At 41.6% G+C, this 21,665-nt stretch carries 18 protein-coding genes and 1 pseudogene; 10 read left to right on the top strand and 9 right to left on the bottom strand.

Going from position 1 to position 21,665, the window contains the following annotated elements:
* Window positions 1-184 precede the first annotated feature (184 nt).
* The 4 genes from O9332_RS10675 to O9332_RS10660 all read right to left on the bottom strand — a co-directional run bounded on the left by O9332_RS10675 (window position 185) and on the right by O9332_RS10660 (window position 3,879).
* Window positions 185-661 (bottom strand): PIN domain-containing protein, encoded by a 477-nt coding sequence (locus O9332_RS10675; RefSeq protein WP_002760063.1) that lies wholly within the window; start codon window positions 659-661, stop codon window positions 185-187.
* Window positions 658-903, bottom strand: a complete 246-nt coding sequence (locus O9332_RS10670) for a UPF0175 family protein (protein ID WP_002760064.1) — start codon at window positions 901-903, stop codon at window positions 658-660. Before O9332_RS10670 ends, O9332_RS10675 begins: the two co-directional genes overlap by 4 nt.
* 298 nt (window positions 904-1,201) lie before the next feature.
* A complete protein-coding gene (locus O9332_RS10665) occupies window positions 1,202-3,355 on the bottom strand; it encodes a tetratricopeptide repeat protein (protein WP_288025402.1) in 2,154 nt (717 codons plus the stop codon).
* A gap of 23 nt (window positions 3,356-3,378) precedes the next feature.
* Window positions 3,379-3,879 (bottom strand): hypothetical protein, encoded by a 501-nt coding sequence (locus O9332_RS10660; RefSeq protein WP_002760066.1) that lies wholly within the window; start codon window positions 3,877-3,879, stop codon window positions 3,379-3,381.
* A 337-nt stretch (window positions 3,880-4,216) separates the two neighbouring features.
* Between O9332_RS10660 and clpS the strand changes: the two genes are divergently transcribed.
* From clpS to O9332_RS10645, 3 genes are read left to right on the top strand one after another with little or no spacing between them, the layout of a single operon-like run.
* Window positions 4,217-4,504, top strand: a complete 288-nt coding sequence (clpS, locus tag O9332_RS10655; protein ID WP_002738526.1) for an ATP-dependent Clp protease adapter ClpS — start codon at window positions 4,217-4,219, stop codon at window positions 4,502-4,504.
* Window positions 4,497-5,327 carry a CPBP family intramembrane glutamic endopeptidase gene (locus O9332_RS10650; protein ID WP_288025398.1) on the top strand — a complete coding sequence of 277 codons (831 nt, stop codon included), beginning with the start codon at window positions 4,497-4,499 and terminating at the stop codon, window positions 5,325-5,327. Before clpS ends, O9332_RS10650 begins: the two co-directional genes overlap by 8 nt.
* Window positions 5,328-5,379: 52 nt before the next feature.
* On the top strand, window positions 5,380-6,897 hold the full coding sequence (locus O9332_RS10645) for an ammonium transporter (protein ID WP_288025395.1): 1,518 nt from the start codon (window positions 5,380-5,382) through the stop codon (window positions 6,895-6,897).
* 11 nt (window positions 6,898-6,908) lie between these two features.
* On the opposite strand, the gene O9332_RS10640 is transcribed toward O9332_RS10645, so the two are convergent.
* Both O9332_RS10640 and O9332_RS10635 read right to left on the bottom strand, forming a co-directional pair.
* Window positions 6,909-9,152, bottom strand: a complete 2,244-nt coding sequence (locus O9332_RS10640; protein ID WP_288025392.1) for an AAA-like domain-containing protein — start codon at window positions 9,150-9,152, stop codon at window positions 6,909-6,911.
* Window positions 9,153-9,328: 176 nt separating this feature from the next.
* Window positions 9,329-10,585: an AAA-like domain-containing protein gene (locus O9332_RS10635; RefSeq protein WP_288025389.1), complete on the bottom strand. Its 1,257-nt coding sequence runs from the start codon at window positions 10,583-10,585 to the stop codon at window positions 9,329-9,331.
* A 263-nt stretch (window positions 10,586-10,848) separates the two neighbouring features.
* Here O9332_RS10635 and O9332_RS10630 point away from each other — a divergent pair, with 263 nt between their 5' ends.
* The 7 genes and pseudogenes from O9332_RS10630 to O9332_RS10600 all read left to right on the top strand — a co-directional run bounded on the left by O9332_RS10630 (window position 10,849) and on the right by O9332_RS10600 (window position 15,816).
* Window positions 10,849-11,010: a hypothetical protein gene (locus tag O9332_RS10630; protein WP_172969774.1), complete on the top strand. Its 162-nt coding sequence runs from the start codon at window positions 10,849-10,851 to the stop codon at window positions 11,008-11,010.
* 350 nt (window positions 11,011-11,360) lie between these two features.
* On the top strand, window positions 11,361-11,612 hold the full coding sequence (locus O9332_RS10625; protein WP_288025387.1) for a hypothetical protein: 252 nt from the start codon (window positions 11,361-11,363) through the stop codon (window positions 11,610-11,612).
* On the top strand, window positions 11,599-12,474 hold the full coding sequence (locus O9332_RS10620) for a hypothetical protein (RefSeq protein WP_288025384.1): 876 nt from the start codon (window positions 11,599-11,601) through the stop codon (window positions 12,472-12,474). The genes O9332_RS10625 and O9332_RS10620 overlap by 14 nt, the downstream gene beginning before the upstream one ends.
* 255 nt (window positions 12,475-12,729) lie before the next feature.
* Window positions 12,730-13,241, top strand: a pseudogene (locus O9332_RS10615) (IS1-like element transposase); the annotation flags it as partial.
* Between the two features lie 274 nt (window positions 13,242-13,515).
* On the top strand, window positions 13,516-14,067 hold the full coding sequence (locus tag O9332_RS10610; RefSeq protein WP_002760078.1) for an alpha/beta hydrolase: 552 nt from the start codon (window positions 13,516-13,518) through the stop codon (window positions 14,065-14,067).
* On the top strand, window positions 14,064-15,416 hold the full coding sequence (locus tag O9332_RS10605) for a 16S rRNA (cytosine(967)-C(5))-methyltransferase (RefSeq protein ID WP_190721952.1): 1,353 nt from the start codon (window positions 14,064-14,066) through the stop codon (window positions 15,414-15,416). Before O9332_RS10610 ends, O9332_RS10605 begins: the two co-directional genes overlap by 4 nt.
* Window positions 15,406-15,816, top strand: a complete 411-nt coding sequence (locus O9332_RS10600; RefSeq protein ID WP_287170951.1) for a tellurite resistance TerB family protein — start codon at window positions 15,406-15,408, stop codon at window positions 15,814-15,816. The genes O9332_RS10605 and O9332_RS10600 overlap by 11 nt, the downstream gene beginning before the upstream one ends.
* A 274-nt stretch (window positions 15,817-16,090) precedes the next feature.
* Here O9332_RS10600 and O9332_RS10595 read toward each other — a convergent pair whose 3' ends face one another.
* The 3 genes from O9332_RS10595 to O9332_RS10585 form a co-directional block, all read right to left on the bottom strand.
* Window positions 16,091-17,725, bottom strand: coding sequence for an alpha-D-glucose phosphate-specific phosphoglucomutase (locus tag O9332_RS10595; RefSeq protein ID WP_288025381.1), 1,635 nt, complete (start codon window positions 17,723-17,725; stop codon window positions 16,091-16,093).
* Between the two features lie 484 nt (window positions 17,726-18,209).
* Window positions 18,210-21,179, bottom strand: coding sequence for an L-glutamate gamma-semialdehyde dehydrogenase (gene pruA / locus O9332_RS10590; RefSeq protein WP_288025379.1), 2,970 nt, complete (start codon window positions 21,177-21,179; stop codon window positions 18,210-18,212).
* Between the two features lie 127 nt (window positions 21,180-21,306).
* Complete coding sequence (locus O9332_RS10585; RefSeq protein WP_288025376.1) at window positions 21,307-21,528, bottom strand: hypothetical protein; 222 nt, start codon at window positions 21,526-21,528, stop codon at window positions 21,307-21,309.
* Window positions 21,529-21,665: the final 137 nt, after the last annotated feature.

Here is a 21,665-nt window from a genome sequence, read left to right as displayed (position 1 = left end):
TGAGGTAGTCAGTTGCCTAATTTTCAGGGAAAAAGTACCTGAATTTTGCCCCCGATCCCCGCAATGGCTGGCACTTTTTGAGGGAAAAAAAGTCTAAAAGTCTTATCCAACAAGGTTTTTAGATTTATTCAGCAAGCCCTAAATAATCAGTTTTTAATAACCAGATTTAGTATGAGAGCGCATTTTATTCATTAGCTAGATTTAAAACCTGATTATACAGTTGCTCTCTCATCCAAAATCCAGAAATACGCAAATGGTCAAGTAATGGTTTAACTTGAGCAATTAACCCCTTACTTTTAGCTTCAAGTAAAACTCCTAATACTCCGGTAAACTCAATCCCTAGACGTGAAGCAACAATTCTACCTAGACGTTCATCTATTAACAGAAGTTCGGCGTTTATTTCAAGAGCAAGAGTAATTGCTTCCGCCTCCCCTCTATCGACTTCAAGATTAAGATTTTCGACAAGTTTTGTATTGGTTATATTTTGTTTTTTGAACCAAGACAAGGTTTGAACTTCTTGACTTCCGGCGACGGGAACGGTAGTCAGTTCTCGATAAACGGCTTCAGGAATAATGATGCTTTCGTAGAGTTGCTGTAGTAAATTTAGCTGATTGACAGATGCTAAATTGTTAATGGGTGAGGTATTACTAACCACTATCATAATCTGCCTAGTTTGCCTAAGGTCTTGACATCAGCATCTAAGTCTTCAAGGTCGTAATGAAGAGGAATTTGGCGACTTGCTAGTAAACTTTGAAATTGAAATTGATTCATTTCTGCTAAATTACTAGCCTGTCCAAGCGTCAGCTTTTCCTTTTGAAAAAGCATGATGGCAATTTCTTGTTTTAGCTCAGATTCTGACATCCGAGTTAGGGATAAAATTTCATCAGAGATAGTAAGACTCATGATTTTTCTCCTGAACAATAACATTCCGATTAACAGTTAACTTTCACTTCTGATCCAATTCCATATTAGCAAAATGTTCCATTAGCATCCATCCGAAACAATCCCAAACCCCTGAGATGGCTTCATACTGGCAGTAGGACTATAGGACTATTGTAGTGTGCGTGTTTGCGCGTATTTAAAGGAAGGCAGCAGCTTTATTCGATTTTTCTGAACTAGAAGATTGAGAAGCTTGGTTAGGATCTCCCGGAAACTGAGCGCTCCCCAGTAAAACCGGGGAAGGAGATATATATTTTTTTACCTACCTGATACTTTTTAACAGATTAACTATCTCATCGGGGAATCTTTGCTGTAATTCTTCATCGGATAATCGCGACAACAGAATCATAAAATTTTCCGTTACTTTTTGGGTATCGGGATGATTTTCTTCTAATCTTTCTTGATAAATAGCAATAGCTCTCACATACAACGGTTCCGCGTCTGCGTATCTGCCTTGGTATTTGTATAATTCTGCTAAATTATTGAGACTGGTAGCAACACTAGGATGGTTTTCTCCTAATCGCTGTTCCCGCAGAGAAAGGGAGCGCTTATACAACAGTTCCGCTTCTGCGTATTTGCCTTGGCATTGGTACAAAAAAGCTAAATTATTGAGACTGGTAGCAACATCGGGATGGTTTTCTCCTAATAGCTGTTCTTTCAGAGAAAGGGAGCGCTTATACAAGAGTTCCGCTTCTGCGTATCTGCCTTGGAAGCGGTATAATTCCGCTAAATTATTGAGACTGGTAGCAAAATAGAGATTGTTTTCTCCTAATAGCTGTTCTATCAGAGAAAGGCATCTCTTACACAAGGGTTCCGCTTCTATGTATCTGCCTTGGTATTCGTATAGCACTACTAAATTATTGAGACTTTGTGCAACATCGAGATGGTTTTCTCCTAATAGTTGTTCCCTTAGAGAAAGGGAGTGCTTATACAACGATTCTGCTTCTGTGTATCTGCCTTGGCATTGGTACAATAGTGCTAAATTATTGACACTGGTAGCAACAATGGGATGGGTTTCTCCTAATAGCTGTCCTATCAGAGAAACGGAGCGCTTATACAAGGGTTCCGCTTCTGGGTATCTGCCTTGGGAGCGGTATAATCCTGCTAAATTATTGAGACTGGCAGCAACAATTGGATGGTTTTCTCCTAAGCGAGATTGGATTTCTTCACAACATTTTGTTAAGGTAACTGCTGCTAAATCATATTCTCCCTGTCCCTTATAAAACAAAGCTAACCCAAGAAACACCTGAATTAAATTATCTTCCGGGTTGGGAATATCATCTAACATGGTTTGACTGACAAGTTGCAGATGGGGAATTGCGGGAGTTACCGCTGCAATAATCTCCCTTGTGGGGGTTTGCGGGATATTTTCGGCAATGGTTAACAAAGTTTCCACAAAAGCGCATCGATAAAGAGAATTTATCTCAGGAATTTCCTGTAATTGCCGTTGAAAAAATTCTCTCACGAGGGGATGAATCCGATAAAAAGAATAGTCCTCATCCACGGGTTGCATCAGATGAGAATTATCCAATTGTCCCCGCGCTTCTTCTAGTTCGCTTTCGGTAATTTCCGTGGATTTTGCCGTATCTTCTAGCAACGTCCAAGCAATAGCCACCGGTGCGAATAAACTCAACAGCATTGCCACTTTTTGAACAGCAGAACTTAAATCATCCCAACTGATTTTAATTGCGGCTGCTACCCCTAAATGTCCATAATCTCTGTGGTTTCTTTCCTTAGTTAAAGCAGTATGAGCTAAATTTAATTTATCGCGTAAATGGCTAAACTTTAAATGACGATTTTTCGCTAAATATTCCCCCACTAACTCCACTGCTAAGGTTAAGCGTCCTAAAATTTCATGACAAATCTGTTCTACTAAAGCTTTTTCTTGCTCAACTTTAGCAGTACCAACAATTTTGGTTAATAATTCTACACATTTATCTAAGGGTAAAACATCTAAAGCTATAGACTCAAATTCCGTACTAAGACACCTTTCCCTAGTGGTGACTAATATCTTAATCCTAGAATCTTTTGGTAACATTCGATCGGGAATTCGGTCGATATTGGGGACATCATCGAGAATTAATAATAATTTTCCCTGCTGAGGTAGCCAATTTTGCCAATACCAGTCCACTTGTTTTTCTAAAGATTCTTTTTTCAATATTTCTGGTAAAGATAGATAGGGACCAGCTAATTTAACTATTTCTTCTGCTAAACCCGATAGTCGCAAGGATAACCAATATTGTGCCGCGTATTCCTGTTGGTATCGTTTCGCATATTCCAAAGCTAAAGCGGTTTTTCCTATTCCCCCTAACCCTTCCACCGCACAAACAATCACCCCTTGTTCTGTTTGCAATTGCTGATGAATTAAGGTTAACTCATCTTCCCTCCCGACAAAATTAACCGTACTTTTGCCCACATTACTAGGGATAGAGGGAATACTTACTTTTTTAGCCGATTTATCACCCCTGCAATCACACGATTAAATGTGGGAAAATAACGCTTAAAAGTTGACTCAGTATCTAATTCCGCTTCGTAGGTCAGGGAAACAAAAGGGGGTATAGTAGATAGGGCCGCTTTTAATTTGGCTGCTGCTGATCGCTCTGGTTGATTGAGTTTAGCCAGAATTTGGTTTAATGATTCTAAGATTTGTACAGAAGCAAGTTCAGGGGGTGGTTCTGCGGTAATTGCCGTCAATTCTGTGACAATTTCTGCTACCATTACCTCGGCATCAGGAAAGGACGATTCTTGACTCTCGCTGGCGATTAAATCCCATTTTTCTCGTTCAAAATCCCGAATTAGTCGGCGTAAATCTTCGATCTGCTGCTTGATCCTAACTTGTTCTTCCGGTCCGATTATAACTAAAATGTCTCGCTTTCCCGCTAATTGTTCTTTCAAGCGTTGAATATTTTTATCGAGATTTTGTAATTCGTCAGTAGCCATGGGAAAATAAGCTTAAATTAGCCAATTAATTCAATTATGATCTAAGTAGGTAGGCGTTAAAAGTTGTCAGATACCCCCCTTATCAAGGGGGGACTAAGGGGGGATCGGCACCCCCCTTATCAAGGGGGGCAGGGGGGATCGAACCTAAAATCGATTTTTAATTTAATTATAACCAGCTACTTATCCATCTAGAAATGTCATTCCTGTGGCTGTCCCCCACTCCCCAACACCCAACCCCTCACGGATCGCTGAAAAAGCCTAGCTCAATCTGGAAATTTTGATTATGATCATTAGTAATTGACCTTTATTTGTGATATAGATTCAAAGGAGAGACACGGTGTCCACAGAAGTCATCGAAAAGCGTTCCACAGCGACAATCCGTAAACCAGCACCGCGTTATCGCGTTTTACTCCACAATGACGACTTTAACTCGATGGAGTATGTGGTTCAGAGTTTAATGCAAACGATCGCCGGTATGACGCAACCCCAAGCAGTCGATATCATGATGGAAGCGCACACTAATGGTACGGCCTTGGTGATTACCTGCATTCAAGAACACGCGGAATTTTACTGTGAAACCTTGAAAAATAAAGGTTTAACCAGCAGTATCGAACCCGATGAATAAAAGATTGCGGGTAATTGCCACTTACCCAGTCCCCCTGCGACTGGGAATTTTTATTTTGCTCTTACTTTTTCTCTGGTTGCCGATCGCACTTCCCCTCTATCACTTTTTTGCCACTAATGCCAATCTTGTCTCAATTTTGACCCTTTCTGTTCTCTATCTGGAATTTTTGGGGTTATCCCATTGGTGGGGACGGACAATTTATGGCGATGAGGGATTAGCCGATTATGGGTTGATTTGGCGAAGAAAAACGCCGATCGAGTTAATTAACGGCTTGGCGATCGGTTTATTTTTCACTTTCTCGCTTTTTCTGTCCCAAGCGTTCCTAGGTTGGTTAAATTTCTTACCGGCAAATCCCCAGATCAGCAAAATCATCCTGGAGGGGTTTTTAGTCGCTTTAGCGGTGGGTTTTGCCGAAGAATTGCTATTTCGGGGCTGGTTACTGGGAGAATTAGAAAAGGATTATCGTCCCGCTATCGCTCTAGTGATTAGTGCCTTAATTTTCGCTCTTGCTCACTTTATTAAACCTTTAGCCGAAATTATCCGCACTTTTCCCCAATTTCCTGCCTTAGTCTTGCTAGGATTAATTCTCGGTTGGGCAAAACGCGCCTGTGGTGGTAGTTTGGGTAAAAGTATCGGTCTGCACGCGGGTTTAGTCTGGGCATACTATATATTAAATGTGGGTCAGTTAATTAAATACACTGGTACTGTTCCCGATTGGTTAACTGGAATCGATAAAAATCCTTTAGCGGGAGTGATGGGTTTACTTTTCCTGACAATTCTCGCTATCTGGACAAGAAAAAAGGCAGTTTTGAGTGAACGATAGGGGATTAAATCAATTACTATAAAGGGGAAATTGCCCATGAGAGTTATAGCCGATGAATCGATTATTATCTTTTCTAGAATATCGCCCGCGTTTGCGTAATATCCTATCTTTTTGTTTCTCTCTTATCGTCATGCTGTTGATCGGTGTAGGCAAAGTCACAGCACAAGATTTAAATAATTCTACTCTGGATTTAGTTGCTAATCTCTGGATGTTAATAGCCGGCTCGTTAGTATTCTTTATGAATGCGGGTTTTGCCATGCTGGAAACGGGTTTTTGTCGTACTAATAACGCCACTAATGTCTTGGCTAAAAACCTAATTGTCTTCTGTGTTTCTGCCTTGGCTTATTGGATGTTTGGTTTCGGTTTAATGTTTGGCAATACATCAGCACTAGGGAATAGTTTCTCTGGTGATACAGGATTTTTCTTGGAAATTTTAACCCCTAATAATCAATACAGTCAATTCCAAGAACTGTGGACAGGTCGTTCAATTGCCACTTTATTTTTCTTTCAATTAACTTTTGCGGGAACTGCGGCGACCATTGTATCGGGAGCAGTGGCAGAAAGGGTTAAATTTTGGGCATTTTTGCTATTTAGTTTCTTTTTAGTTGCTTTTTCTTATTCTCTGACAGGACATTGGATTTGGTCATCGGAAGGATGGTTATATAACTTATTTAAGTTTCGAGATTTTGCCGGTTCAACGGTGGTGCATTCGGTGGGAGGAATGGCCGGATTAGTGGGTGCTTGGTTGCTAAAACCGAGAGATGGACGTTTTGGTTATAATCGCAAAACCGATAGTTATGAAGAAAAAGAAAGAGGAAATTTTGCACCCCATCAGTTAGGATTTGCAACCCTTGGTTGTTTCATTCTTTGGTTAGGATGGTTTGGTTTTAATGGTGGTTCGGCGGTAAATTTGGATAATGTCCCTATGGCAATTACTACCACGATGATTGCCGCTGCCGCTGGGGGAGTTTTGGCATTAATTCTTAATCCTTTAATCGGTCGCAAAGCCAGTTTATCGACAATTATTAATGGCATTTTAGGGGGATTAGTGGGGATCACGGCATCATCAGGTTATGTTAATATCAGATCAGCTATTATCATTGGTGGCATTAGTGGCATTATTGTCTTATTAGGAGAAGAATTTTTAATTAAAACTAAAGTAATTGATGATCCAGTGGGAGCAATTCCAGTACATCTTTTTTGTGGTTTTTGGGGAACAATGGCGGTGGGTTTCTTTAGTACCAAAGGTGCGGGAGAATTCGCCCGTGGAGCCGCACAGGATAATTGGCTATCTCAAGTCGCTTTTCAATTTTTTGGATGGATTGTAGTCATGGCATTTACTTTTATTTTTAGTTTAATTCTCTGGCTAATGATTGGCAATATCCTCTATTATATGCAAGTATTTGTTTTGCGTCAAAAGAATCCACAGGTTAATTTTTCTCCTGTTGTCAGGAGTCAATCCTTCAATGTTTCTGACCTATTCTCTCTAGTTTGGTCACGGGGAAGAGAAGGAATCCGAGTATCATTATCCGATGAGTTAACGGGTAGTGATGGGGTATTTAGTGATTGAAAAATTAATGTTTATTCAATAAGTTTTTGGCAATCTGGATTATCTTGCAAAGCTCGATCGATGCGCGATTTCCAATATCTGTCATTATGCCAACTTTTTGCCCAAGATTGAGCTTCTTTAAAGTTATCAGAAGTTGGGGGGATTTTGCACAAAATTTCAAAACCACCTTCTCTACCCGGCACATCAGCGACAAAATTATTTTTAGCTAGTCCTACTGCTTGCTGAATTAACTTTAATTCAGTTAATTGAGTCCCACACTTTTCAGGAAACTGATCACCTTGTTTCCTTTTCAAGTCTTGCAGTTGTTGAATATTCTCTTTTAAGGTAATATTCTCATCTCGTTTAGCACAAATTTCTGGAATACTAGGTGAGGGGGTCCCCACAGGATTTTTTGGTTGCTCAAATGACAAGAAAGTAAATCCAAGAAAGCCTAATAGTGCCAAGAAAGATAATATTTTAGTTAAACCAGCAGGAGAATTCTCCACCTCAACTAATTTTTCTAATTCTTGTTTAACCCATTGAACATTAAATACTTCTTTATAAATTCGATTGGTAACTTCTAGATACTCATCATTCTTAATCACTAATTCTGCTTGCTGAAGTGCCAATTTTTCCGGTTTATTATCAGCAAAGACTCTCCCTTGCAAAATGTCTTGATAGATTTCTAATGTTGACCTAACATTTTTATCAGGAGTTAAGAGACTGTTTTGTATTTTATGGAGATGGGCTGCCGCTTTATTTTGTAACCAATTTTCTACAATATTTTTCTGAATCAATTGTTCAATTACTGGTTTTTCTTCTCCTTCACGCAACTCATTTTGATTGTCGATTAGCAAACCGATAACTATTTCCGTTAACTCCAAGTTACCACCCGTCCAAGCTAAAGTTTCCTCAATTAAAGCTGCTCTTTGATTCTCCTCAAATTCAGGCGTTAATTTTTCTTCAGCCAGTTGATATGCTTCCCCTTGACGTGCTATCTGTGCTTTTCGTTTGGCTGCGATTTCACTTAACTCTAAAAAACGCTTTTCTGACTCATTAATATCTTGATTTTCACTCCAAGTTAAAGCTTCTGCTAAATCTTGATCAGAAAGAAGTTTAGTGGCATCTTCCCCTGAATTTAACCAAACTTCGTACTTTTCAATGTATGGAGGGATTTTATTTAATTCCGTTGTCACCCAATTTTCATTAAAAACATTTCTATAAATCTTATTATAAACTTTTAACTTTTGTCGGTCTTGAACTACCAATCCCGTTAAGCGTAATTCTATTTGATCGGGACTACCATCATCGGTAATTTCACCATTGTTTAAAATTTCTAGGTAAAGCTTCAGCATTCTTCTACCCGTGACAAGCTTATTTAATAAACGATTCCGAATAGTTTTTAGGTGTTCTGGACTATCTTGAGATACCCAGTTACTAATTACTTGCGACTGGATAAAATCGCCGACATTAATCTGGGTTGCTGGGGATTCCTTGCCAAATCCAGGGCGAGATGTGGAGATTAAATGACAAATTTTTTGAGTTAAAAACGGTTGTCCACCTGTCCAGTCTATAACCTCCTCTAAAACCCGCTCCGGTGCGATAACTTTGTCCTGCAATCCCTCGGCAAGTTTTCTGGCATCCTTTATAGTAAATCCAGATAATCGAATATCTTGACCAATATTAAAAGGACTACGATTATTATCTCGAATAAAGTTAGAAACTGCCGCTACCCCCAACATACAAAAGGTTAGACGTTGGTAATCCCCATTATGAGGACGTTTTTCATGACAGCTACGCAGCCAAGCAAAGAAATCATCTGTGGAAAAATTTAAACTCAGAACGCTATCAATTTCATCGAAACAGATAACAATAGGTTGGTATATCTCCTTTAAGAGAATTTCATCAACAAATTGATCAAGACGATTAATAGCTGATTTATAGGCTCGTTCATCCCACCAAGTTTGCTCTTTTCCCCGAATAGAAAGATTGAAGCGTTTAACCAGTTGCTCAAATAATACTCGATACCAAATATCTTCGGAGATGTTTTTTCCTATACCACTCAAATCAATGGTAGCACAATCAATATTATCCTCTTGCAGTCGTTTTTGTGTCTGTGCCCACAAACTTGATTTTCCCATCTGACGGGAATTTAACACATAGCAATACTGTCCATTTTTTAGATAGTTATAAAATAGATCATCTGCTTCCCGCTTGATATAACTAGGTGCATCTAGGGGAACGCTGCCTCCAACATGATAAAAATTGGTCGCCATAGGATTAAAATTAGCAATTTGTCTGATTGGTTAAGTTCGATGAATAATTTAATCAAAGGTTATCTGTCCCTAAGCTAGTCCGCATTTAAAGTTCTGGGTTCGATGGGGGAACGGGGAACAGGTGAAAACGAATATTAGATTTAGATGTACAACAGTTTAACTCAATATATTGGATTTTAGGAGGATAGGCGATACCTAAAATAGTTGCTGTATAGTGGATAACGGGGTTGAACAGCATTCTGCACAAAGGTTACTAATCCTAAACTATGAAGTTGCCAATTAATTGTTGCACCTAAATCAACGGGAGAAGAGGACTCTACAACCTTTTTCATTCCTGCTGCTAGGTTTGGATGTTCTTGTAAGTTTAGCAAATGTCCTCGCAAATGATCCCCATAAATTCCCGCTTCCGTGGCTGCTGTCTCTAAAAAATCTGCTAAAGACAGTTGTTTTTGGGTAATCCCATAAATCGCTTTTTGGATTAAATAGGGATGTCCCCCGACAAGATTAATTATTTTTTGCAGTTCATCTTTTCCCAAGTTAGCCTGATATTTATTAGCTAGAGTCAAGACCTGTTCTAGAGTAAAATCAGGTAACAGGATTTCTGTTCCTACATTCAAAGGAGATTTATTCAGGTCAGCAGGAACATAATTTTCTGTGGAATAGGTGATAATTAAGTGTAACTTTTGCCAAGTATTATTATTTTTTGCCTCCTCGTGCCAAAGACGAAATAAACTAAGGAAATCGTCGGCAACGCTGGTATAGGTAAAGAGACTATCTATCTCCTCTAAAACTAAAATTAGGGGTTTATCCAGCTTTTTGAGCAAATGATCTTCAAAATAGGCAGTACAGCTATAAATTCCTAATCCTTCTTGCCATTTTTCCTGAAAGAGAGCTGCTAACCCTAATTTCTTGGAAATAATCAAAGCAAACCAAGAGAGCAATCGGTCTAAATCGCCGAGAATTCCTTTACTTGCTTGTAAAAAACTGAAACTGACGGTTTTATACTCTCTTTTGTCAACTTGACTCAAAATTCTATCGACTAATAGGGTTTTACCCATCCCCTTGGCTGATTTAATCCGCAATAATGAACCTGCTTGACTCACCGTCTCCAGACAAAGCTGTTCCACTGGAGGACGTTCAATATACTTGGAAAAATCCGCGGCCCGGTTTTCTCCCTCATCCTCAGACGTGGCAGCTGGTGTTTCCTCCAACTCATCCCAGTCAGAGATTTCTCGATAATCAAGGGCTAATTTTTGACAAATTTCAAAAAAATTGAGATTACTAATCGATTTACCGTTAAGAAAAAGGCTAATAGTCGATTTTGCGAACCCTAACTCCTCAGCAAGCAGCTGTTGAGTTGCGTAACCATTGCGTTTAACTGCTTGTTTGACTCTAGGGATATATTCCGATTTTACTTTAAGCGATCGCCCCATAACCGTGAAGATTATTGAAAAATTAATGACAACCTAATCTTATCTCAAATAAATCAAACGTATCTCAGACATTTACTCAAACGTATCACAAAAAACTCAGACATATCTCAGACATTTTAAATTGTTCTATGAGAACCTAGAGATTCAGACACAAATTAGTCTTCAAATAAAAGTCAGACATAATATCACAATTCCCAGTCCTCGACTCACACTTCGATGCGTAAATATGAAGGATAGAAAAAAAACTATAGGGAGCAACGACCGTGCATTATCGAAAAATCAAAAAGCTGCTATCTTTAGCTCTAATCACTTTCGCGTTATTGCTGCCTTTTTGGGAAGATAGTCGTGTCCAAGAAGAAGCAAAACCAAAACTCGTCGATCTTATCGAAATCCTGATTCAAGCCACGAAAATCTTGGAGGAATAAGTAGGGAGGCACAATTATTTGTAGGATGGGTTAGCGGTAGCGTAACCCATGCGGGGGTTGGGTTTCATGCTTCAACCCAACCTACGTTCATCTTATATTTAATTCCACCCACCTACTTAACAAAGAAAGTTGGTGCAATGTAGGGGCGCAACGTGGTCAGTGAGTTGCTCGAACTGCTTGCGCCCATAATGTAAGATTGTGAACATTTCACCAAAAAGTAACTGGTAGGCATAATCCTATACTATAATCAGTACAGTCATGAACTAGGCTCCTGTCCATCTGACTTGATTGACGTTTTATCTAATTTGGTTTATACCCCTCAGCAACATTCCTAAATTTATTGGAATTTTATGGCTAAAACAACTGATACCAATTATTTAACCTCCGAGGAGAAGTCTCTTTTATCTGATTTACTCAAAGTTAGGGCTGCCACTGTCGTAAGCTTTAAAATTGAAACAGATAGAGTTGGAGAAGCTGACTTACAAGATAAATTAAAAGAACTAAAGGACAAAGGCTATATCAAAGTCAATAAACAAAAAAACTACGAAATCTTTACTCCCACTTGGAAAACTCGTTGGCTCAGGGTAAATGGTATTTTGTAGTCAGGTTCTAACGGAATTAGATAAGTTTCCTTTTTTCAGTTCATTCACCCATTACCTATTTTTGGTAGATTCTCAGGCAGCTGCCGCCACCGACCTTTCTAGTGAAATACAAAAATTTGTGGAAGGACATCGGTGGTCTTTTGTGGTGACTGCGATAATTATTGGAGTAGCAGTTGAAACTAGAATTAGCTATTTCTCAGCTTTTAGGATTCGTCATTTATTTCCCAATTTAAAAAAGGATTTTTTAAATTCTTTTGTTCGTTTATTAACTGTCAAAATTGTTATATCAATACTCTTATACTATCTCATTCAATTTATATTTTCTCTATTAAGCTCGATTGAGGATGATGTATATGTGGGTTTAATCATTGCTCTAGTCTTTGGTTTTATTATTAGTTCCTTAAACCCTAATTTAGAACAAATTGACCAAGTAATGGGTGGATTTAGCCCATCGACAATTAATCCTGTCTCCAGTCTGATCAAAAAGCTATTAGAGTTGTACCAAGGATTTCAAATATCTATTATGGAGACTTTCGACGAGAAATTGGCATCGGAGAAAACTATACTGTATGATGATACCAGACATGAATTTGATCGTTTTCAAATACTTACTATTCAAAAATACATCGAAGAATTAATCGGGAGATATACACTGGAAAGAACGCAAAAGAACTATCAAAGAAGATTAGACGCTATTCTAGGAGGATTTAGTGGCAGCGATCAGAAAGAAGAATTAATATGGTTATTATTTACTATGGGTTTTACTTATAAAGATATCAATCAAATTAGAAAGAACCCAACACAATCAAGAATTTTAAAAAGACTGCGAGACATAAAACAGGGGAATAGTACGATAAATTAAACGTCGGACAGTTAATTAAATACACTTGTACTGTCTCTAATCGATTAACTGGAATCGATAAAAATCCTTGAGCGGGAGTGATGGGTTGACTTTTCCTGACAATTCTCGCTATCTGGATCAGAAAAAAAGTAACCGATGTGGTAATAATTCGGTAGTAGTGGCGTAGCCCTCTTGCTTACCTGGTATGAATTGTGTTAAATATTTATTAATAAAAATAATTGCAACCCGATCAGTCTTTAAACCTCTAGCTTGATCATGACTTTTCTGATAAATATCTTTTTCTGGCTCCTGTCTGGCTGACTCAAATATCAGTCTAGCACCGAACAAAATACCCCCTTCACCTCTATTCCCCTGTCAAGCGTTGTGGTTCTCACCATACTATCAAGAATGGTTCTATTCATAATGGAAAACCCAAACGTCAAGGTAAAGAATGTGGTCAACCGTTGGTGATCAATCCCACTAATAAAACCGTCTCTGACGAAACCAAACAATTAATTGATCAACTCTTGCTCGAACGAATTTCCTTGCGAGGAATTGCGAGAGTAACAGGGGTAAGTTGGTCATGTTTACAAAATTATGTCAACAATAAACTGGCGGCTGTTCCCCGTCAAGTAAAGGTTTCGGACAAACCAAAAGGTAAATTGTTTAGAGAATGTGATGAGATGTGGTCTTTGTTTTTTTCTAAGACGATAAAGGTTTATATTTGGCGGTTAATTGATAGAAAGACAAGGGAAATTATTGGTTGCTATTTAGGGTATGCTGAAAAAGTTTTTCCTGGGGACAGGGTGTGGGGTGTGGGGTGTGGGGTGTGGGGTGATGGGAGTTGGGAGCGCCGGAGTTGGGAGAATAAAGCTGCCTTTTGCATGAGTGCCTTTTGCCTTCAGAAGCTGATCACTGAAAAGACTCCCCCAACACCCATCTCACCCCGGGGAAAACCGCTATAGAATAGAGAAAAAAGAGAATTGCGAGGAAAAAACTCTGTCTTTTAACCCGATTGTCATTCCCCCTTCCCCGGAAAATCCCGCTCGCTATCTAGTGATCATGCTGCACGGTTGGGGTGCAGATGCCATGGATCTGGCCCCCCTTGCATCGATGCTGGATCTAGCTGATTGTCAATTTTTGTTTCCTAATGCTCCCTTCGATCATCCCCAAGTGCCGGGGGGACGCGCCTGGTATGCTTTAGAAACCTCCGATTATCAAGGTTTAGTCCCTAGTCGTCAACAGTTGCACGATTGGATTATTTCCCTAGAAGCAACTACCGGTATTCCCCTAGAGCGGACTTTTTTGACCGGTTTTTCCCAAGGGGGAGCGATGACGCTGGATGTGGGTTTATCTTTACCCTTGGCGGGATTGGGTTCCTTGAGTGGTTATCTGCACGGTGAACCCCATCCCCAAGGCCCACAAAATGTCTTAATTGTTCATGGTAAGCAGGATCCCGTCGTTCCTATCGCTGCTGCTCGTCAAGCCAGAGATTTACTGCTTGGTTTAGGGGTTAACGTCGAATATCACGAGTTAAATATGGGTCACGAAATCCCGATTCCGGCACTGACTATTTTGCGCCAATTCCTCCGCAATCGTCTAGAAACTGCATGAATAATGCTCGTCAGCTGGCTTTGCTGATTTTACGGGATATCGATCGCTCCTCCGCCTATCCCGATCGCGCTCTTGATCGCCATTTGTCCGCTAGTTCCTTAAATTGTCTTGACAAAGCCTTGACAACGGAGATTGTTTATGGTATAATCCGCCGACAAAGAACCTTGGATGCGCTGCTCGATCGCTTGGGGAAAAAAACCGCGGCCCAGCAACCCCCGGATTTACGGCGAATTCTCCATATTGGTCTTTATCAACTGCGTTATCTATCCCAGATTCCCCCATCGGCGGCGGTGAATACGGCGGTAGAATTAACTAAAATCAGTCATTTAGGCAAATTAGCGGCGGTGGTTAACGGAATGCTGCGGCAATATCTCCGTTTAACTGCTAATGGCGACGATCCTTTACTTTTACCGGAAAATACCGCTTCTAGATTGGGTATTCTCCACAGTTTCCCCGATTGGTTGGTGCAATTGTGGTTAGATCGCTTTAGTGTTACGGAAACGGAACAACTGTGTCAATGGTTTAATCGCTCTCCTGACCTCGATATTCGGATTAATCCCCTGAAAACTAGCCTAGAAGCCCTAGAAAATGAGTTAGAATCAGCCAATATAACTTTTAATTATCTTAAGTTACCTCTAGCTTGCCGTTTAACCTCTGGTTTAGGCAATATTGAGCGTTTAGAGGGATTTCGAGCCGGAAATTACACCCTACAGGATATTAGCGCCCAATTAGTCACTTATCTACTCGATCCCCAGCCCGGAGAGACAATTATCGACGCTTGTGCGGCACCGGGGGGAAAAACCACTCATATCGCCGAATTAATGGGCGATCGGGGTAGAATATTAGCCTGTGATCAAACGGCATCCCGTTTACGACAGTTAGAAGCCAATATTAAAAGATTAGACTTAAAAGCGATCGAAATACATCTAGGGGATAGTCGCGATCGTCCCCAGTGGCACGGCATCGCCGATCGTGTACTAATCGATGCTCCCTGTTCAGGATTGGGAACCCTGCACAAGCGTCCTGATATACGTTGGCGACAAACACCCGAAAATTTACCTGTACTAGCCAAACGACAGGGGGAACTTTTAGCCTCGGCTGCCACTTGGGTAAAACCGAAGGGAATCTTAGTTTATGCCACCTGTACTCTCGATCCGTTAGAAAATGAAAGAGTGATCGAGCAGTTTTTAGCCGCTCATCCCGATTGGAAAATGGCCACTCCTGACTCTAATTCATGCTTCTCAGAATACTATACAGAAACGGGAGCGATCGAAGTGTTACCCCATCGGCATAATCAAGACGGTTTTTTTATGGCTAAGTTAGTCAAGGAAGTGTGGGATGAAAAATAAACAATTACTGAAAATTCTCATCGGTGTTGCTTGGATTGATGGTGTCATTCAACCATCAGAAAGAAATTATTTACGACAGGTAGCTGTGAGGGAAAAACTTGATGATGATCCGGAGATAAAACCACTATTATCGGAACTAAAACCAGTTAAAACCGGTGAATGTTATCGATGGTTAGAGTCCTATTTAGGCGATAATCCTAGTCCAGAAATCTATCAAGATCTACTAACATCGATTAGCACTTTAATCTATAGCGATGACGACGTGGACGTACAGGAAGCAAAATTATTAACCAAAGTGCAGAGTTTTGATCCGACTCATGATAGCCATCGATCGATGTTAGATAAATTAGTGACGGGAATTCAGAAATTGTACCACAGGGCAATTACTGGAAGTAATTAGGGTTTGCTGAATAAATCTAAAAACCTTGTTGGGTAAGACTTTTAGACTTTTTGTCAATCAAAAAGTACCATATCTGGGAGTGATGGGGGGGAAAATTCTGGGACTTTTTCCCTGAAAATTAGGTAGTTGACCCCCTCAAAATCGGTAAAACCCTACACCCCACACCCCACACCCCACACCCTACCCCCACGAAAAACTTTTTGCCGCAAACCCTAATTAGTGATGAGCAGGTCAAAAATTTCCCCGATAAAAACTGATAGCTGATCCCTAGATTTTAGGTAATAACTGTGGGTTGTTCCCGTCCGGTAGATTGACGAATTTGACCGATTTCTTCGGCTAAATCAATTAAGGGTTGTAGGGCCTTTTGGGTGTCGATATCGTGTTTACTTGCGTCCGGTTCATAACTTTCTAGATAAACCCGGAGAGTTGCTCCTTTAGTTCCCGTACCCGATAGACGATAAATAATCCGAGAACCATCGGTAAAACCAATGCGAATGCCTTGATTTTTACTCACACTACCATCCACGGGATCCGTATAGCTAAAATCATCGGCATATTCCACTTCATAGTTACCAAATTGTTTACCCTTAAGGTCTAAAACCAACTTCTGGAGACGTGCCATCATCTCTTTTGCCGGTTCTAATGCGACTTCTTCATAATCATGACGAGAATAGAAATTACGACCGAATTCTTGCCAATGACTGCGAACAATTTCCTCTACCGATTCCCCTTTAACTGCCAAAATATTTAACCAGAAAAGAACCGCCCATAAACCATCTTTTTCGCGAATATGATTGGAACCCGTGCCGAAACTTTCCTCCCCGCAAAGGGTTGCTTTCCCCGCATCTAACAAATTACCGAAGAATTTCCAACCGGTGGGAGTTTCATAACAGTCAATTCCCAGTTTAGCCGCTACTCGATCGGCCGCCGCACTGGTGGGCATCGATCGCGCTACTCCCGTGATACCATTTTGATAGCCCGGTACTAGATGAGCGTTGGCTGTTAGTACCGCCAAACTATCACTGGGGGTAACAAAAAAATTCTGACCGAGGATCATATTGCGATCGCCATCTCCATCGGAAGCAGCCCCAAAATCCGGAGCCTCTTGACCAAAGAGAATTTCTACCAGATCATGGGCATAGACTAGGTTAGGATCGGGATGACCACCACCAAAGTCCTCTAAGGGAACACCATTTAATACTGTACCTTTGGGCGCGCCTAAACGCTGTTCAAATAGAGCATAAGCGTAGGGACCCGTCACCGCATGGAGAGAATCCATGCACATTTTAAACTTACCAGAAGTGAGTAGGGCCTGAATGCGATCGAAATCAAAAATCTTTTCCATCATTTTGACGTAGGGAGTAACCGCATCGATCACTTCCACATCCATAGTTCCCAGTTTAAAGGAACTGGGGCGATCGAGATTAATATCGGCCCCTAAGAGGATTTTATAACTGCTAATCACCTTAGTCTCGGCATAAATTGCATCGGTGATATTTTCCGGGGCCGGTCCGCCGTTAGTAATATTGTACTTAATGCCAAAATCGCCCTCCGGACCGCCGGGGTTATGACTAGCGGAGAGAACAATACCGCCAAAAGCGTTATTTTCGCGAATTAACCCAGAAATAGCGGGAGTGGAGACAATACCATCGGTTCCCACGAGTATTCTACCGATACCGTTAGCGGCGGCGATTTTCAGGATAGTTTGAATAGCTTGACGGTTATAATAACGACCATCTCCACCGACAACTAGGGTTTGACCCTCGATACCGTCTAAAGTATTGAAGATAGCTTGAATAAAATTTTCCAGATAATGGGGTTGTTGAAAAACGGGAACGGATTTTCGCAATCCAGAAGTCCCCGGTTTCTGGTCACTAAAGGGTTTTGTGGCAACGGTTTCAATCGTCATAGTCTTTTCTTGATAGGCCGACGCAATTCTCAACTTAAGTATATAGCAGTAGGTTGACAGCCAAGAAATCAGCTAGGAAAGACAACAGCTGGGGAGTCCCCTGTGATACTAAATCCTGTTTAAAAAGTCTAGGAGAGTGGGGAGATGGGGAGATGGGGAGATAGGGGAGTGGGGAGATAGGGAAGTGGGGGGAAGGGAGCAGGGAGAAGGGAAAACAAATAACAATAGTCTCCTGACGACCGACTCCTGATTCCTGAGTAACGCACAGAAAACGGGTTTCTCCGAGAAACCCGTTTTCTACTCATGCAGAAGGCAAAACGGAGAATAAATAATCAGTTTTTAATAACTGGATTTATTATGACTCCTGACTCCTGACTCCTGACTCCTGACTCCTGACTCCTGACTCGGAGAATACTGACTCGGAGAATACTGACTCCTAACCCCACCAACAAACTTTTTGCCGCAAACCCTAGCTATAAATTGCTTAATCGGCCCCTTCAATCGGTGCAAATCCCTGACGTTGAATATTCTCGCTGATGTGACGAGGTTCGAGGAATTGCAGCAGATAATCGGGACCCCCAGCCTTGGAACCTACCCCCGACATCTTGAAACCCCCGAAGGGTTGACGGGAGACAATCGCACCGGTGATTCCCCGGTTAATATAGAGGTTTCCTACTTCAAATTCCTGCGTAGCTCGGTTAATATGGGCAGGAGTGCGAGAATATAAGCCACCGGTTAAAGCATAGTCGGTTCCGTTAGCTACAGCTAAAGCTTCCTCGAAATTGCTCACTTTGATAATCGCCACCACTGGACCAAAAATTTCCTCCATCGCTATTACCGCATCGGGGGGAACATTTTTAAAGACGGTGGGACTGACGAAATAACCCACTTCTGGAATTGGCATTTCTAGGGCCAATTCTGCCTCTTTTTTACCAGTTTCGATGTATTCCCGAATTCTTGCTTGAGCTTTCTCGTCGATAACCGGTCCTACTTCCGTACTCGGTAAATCCGTCGGCCCGATATTGAGGGACTTGGTAGCCTCGACAAAGCGATCAACAAAGCTATCATAGACGCTTTCCAGAACGATTATCCGCGAACAGGCCGAACATTTCTGGCCGGTGTAGCCAAAAGCGGACTTAACCGCACCGACAACGGCCTGATCTAAATCGGCACTCTCATCGACAATTAGGGCATTTTTGCCGCCCATTTCGGCGATAACTCGTTTTAGGTGTTTTTGACCCTTTTGCACGATGGAGGCATCTGTATAGATGCGACAGCCCACTTCTCGTGAACCGGTGAAGGCGATTAGGTGAACATCGGGATGGCTAACTAAATGCGCCCCCACTTGCGAACCTTTACCCGGGATATATTGGAAGACTCCGGCAGGAATACCCGCTTCTAGGAGAATCTCGGCAAATTTCGCCGTAATCACCGAAGAAGTCTCGGCAGGTTTCAATAGCGTGCAGTTACCGGCTACTAAAGCCGCTACTGTCATCCCCACCGCAATGGCTAGGGGGAAATTCCAGGGAGAAATCACTAAAGCAATACCCCGGGGTTGGTAGGAATAACGATTATTCTCACCTGCTACGTCGAAATTATGCCCTAAATCCAGTCTTTCCATCTCGGAGGCGTAATAACGGCAAAAATCGATCGCTTCTGACACTTCCGGATCCGCCTGTTGGATAACTTTGCCCACTTCCAAACAAATCCAGGCCGATAACTCGTGTCGTCGCGCTTCCATCAAATCCGCCGCTTTTCGCAGTATTTCGGCTCTTTTAGCCACTGGAGTGCGTTTCCAAGCGGGAAAAGCCTGTTTCGCCGCTATGATCGCTTTTTCTGCCTGTTCCACCTCAATTAAGCCCACTTTACCCACTATTTCCTGCGGGTTACAGGGATTAACGGAATTAATTTGAACATTGGTGGTGACGTATTCGCCGTTAATTAGGGGTAAATAGGTTTTACCGAGGTAATTTTTGACAAAAGTAAGGGCTTGACTCGCTTTATTTCGCAATTGCTCGTTGGCATAATCTGTATCGGGGGCATTAGGAAAACCGGGGATAATCGGGTTATCCTTGCCTAAAACCCGGGGGGCTGCGATTAAATCTTCCACGGGACGATCCTCCAAATTTTGCCTTAGGAAGGAACTATTAGCGGTATTTTCTAATAAACGGCGGATTAGGTAGGCCATACCGGGTAAGAGTTGTCCGTAGGGGGAATAAACCCGCACCCGATGACCCCGCTTCACTAACGCTTTGGCTAATTGGTCGCCCATGCCGTACAATACCTGCATTTCAAAGCGACGACGGGGAATTTCTAAACTTTCTGCGATCGCACAGGCCAAGGCTTGCGATCGCACGTTATGACTACCGATGGCGGCGTATAAATATTGATGATTTTCCAATAATAACCGCGTCATCCGTTCATAATTGGCATCTGTGGCCGATTTTTCGTTATATACCGGCTGTGGCCAGTGATTTTGCCGAGATTTAATCGTTTCCTGATCCCAGTAAGCGCCTTTGACTAGCCGGACAGTAACGGGATAACCGCGCTTTTTGGCCCAATTAATTAAATCTTGTAAATCTTGGGCAGAATCTCTTAAATATGCCTGTAGGGTGATGCCAATATCGGTACGACTGCGAAATTCTTCTTCTAGGAGTAATTCTTTCAGGATAGCCAGGGTGAGGTTTTTATAAACGTACTGTTCCATATCAAAATGGACTGCCACCCCTAACTCCTGAGCGCGTCGCAACAGTAGGCGAATGCGATCGCAAACTTTTTCCTTACTACCAATCGGATCCATGGGATCAAACTGAGAATAAAAGGCAGTTAGCTTGACAGAAACCTGCACTTGTGGTAGTAAGTCGCCGTCCGCTTCATCAATTTGGCTAACTTTATTCCATTTGGTCGCTTCTTGAGCCAAATGGGTCATTAAATCGAGATAACTTTGTAGATAAACTTGGGTTTCCGCTTCAGTAATTACCGCTTCACCGAGGAGATCTATGGTAAAAGCCATTTTTTCCTTCCGCAGACGGGTGACAGTGCGAGTAATTTGCTCTAGGTCTTCCCCGGCGATATACTTACGAGCTAAGGTTTCTACGGATTTACTGATCAGACTGGCGGCCGTTTGAGCCGGTAGGGAGTTAGGATCACTAAAGTTGAGGATACTTTTCAGCGCACTGGGCAGTTCTACGGAAGCATCACCGAGGTATTGTTGGAGATGATTAGCGATCTCGGCATTACTGCGTAAAGCGGGTAAACAGTCAATAAAACGGAATAATTGTACTCGTAAATTGGGGTTAGACATTGCCCAATCGAGTAATTTATCATCCCAACGCATTTGATCCTGTAAAGCAGACCAAAGACCTTTTTTTTCCCGAGTTTCGGCTAAAAGTTGTCTAGCGATCTCTTGGGTTTTAGTTTCGTAGTTTTGAGTTGATTCGATTTGGATAACCACGGTGATTCAAGTAAAAAAATTATCAACGGGATTCAGCTTTCAGCAAGCTACCGTCAGCCTTCAGCCTAAAATTCAGTTTTTGAGCTTTTTCAGCTGATTGCCGCTTTTAATGGCTCTTTTCTCTGGTTTATATTCTTACCGAAGGACTAATCAAAGCTAATAGCTGATCGCTTTTGCTGAACACTCTATTGTACTCGATCAAGCGGGGAAGTGGGGAAGTGGGGAAGTGGGGAAATGGGGAAGTGGGGAAATGGGGAAATGGGGAAATGGGGAGAATAAATAAAAATAATCTCCTAAATCCTGACTGACTTGAAAATAGAAGCTGAAATAACGCCAATTCGTCGATCATACTAAATCCGTTGAGTATAAGCTACATATCAGCAGAGACACTCCTGCAAGGGGAGTGACTCTCAAATCATTACAGATGTGTCAGCGGCTGCGTGTAAGCATCCCACCGAAAAACTAATGCGCGGGGGGTTCGGGGGC

The organism is Microcystis sp. LE19-10.1B, assembly GCF_027530565.1.
Taxonomy (GTDB): Bacteria; Cyanobacteriota; Cyanobacteriia; order Cyanobacteriales; family Microcystaceae; genus Microcystis; species Microcystis aeruginosa.
The sequence above is the reverse complement of the archived record's forward strand: the minus strand, read 5'-3'. Positions and strand labels throughout refer to the sequence as shown.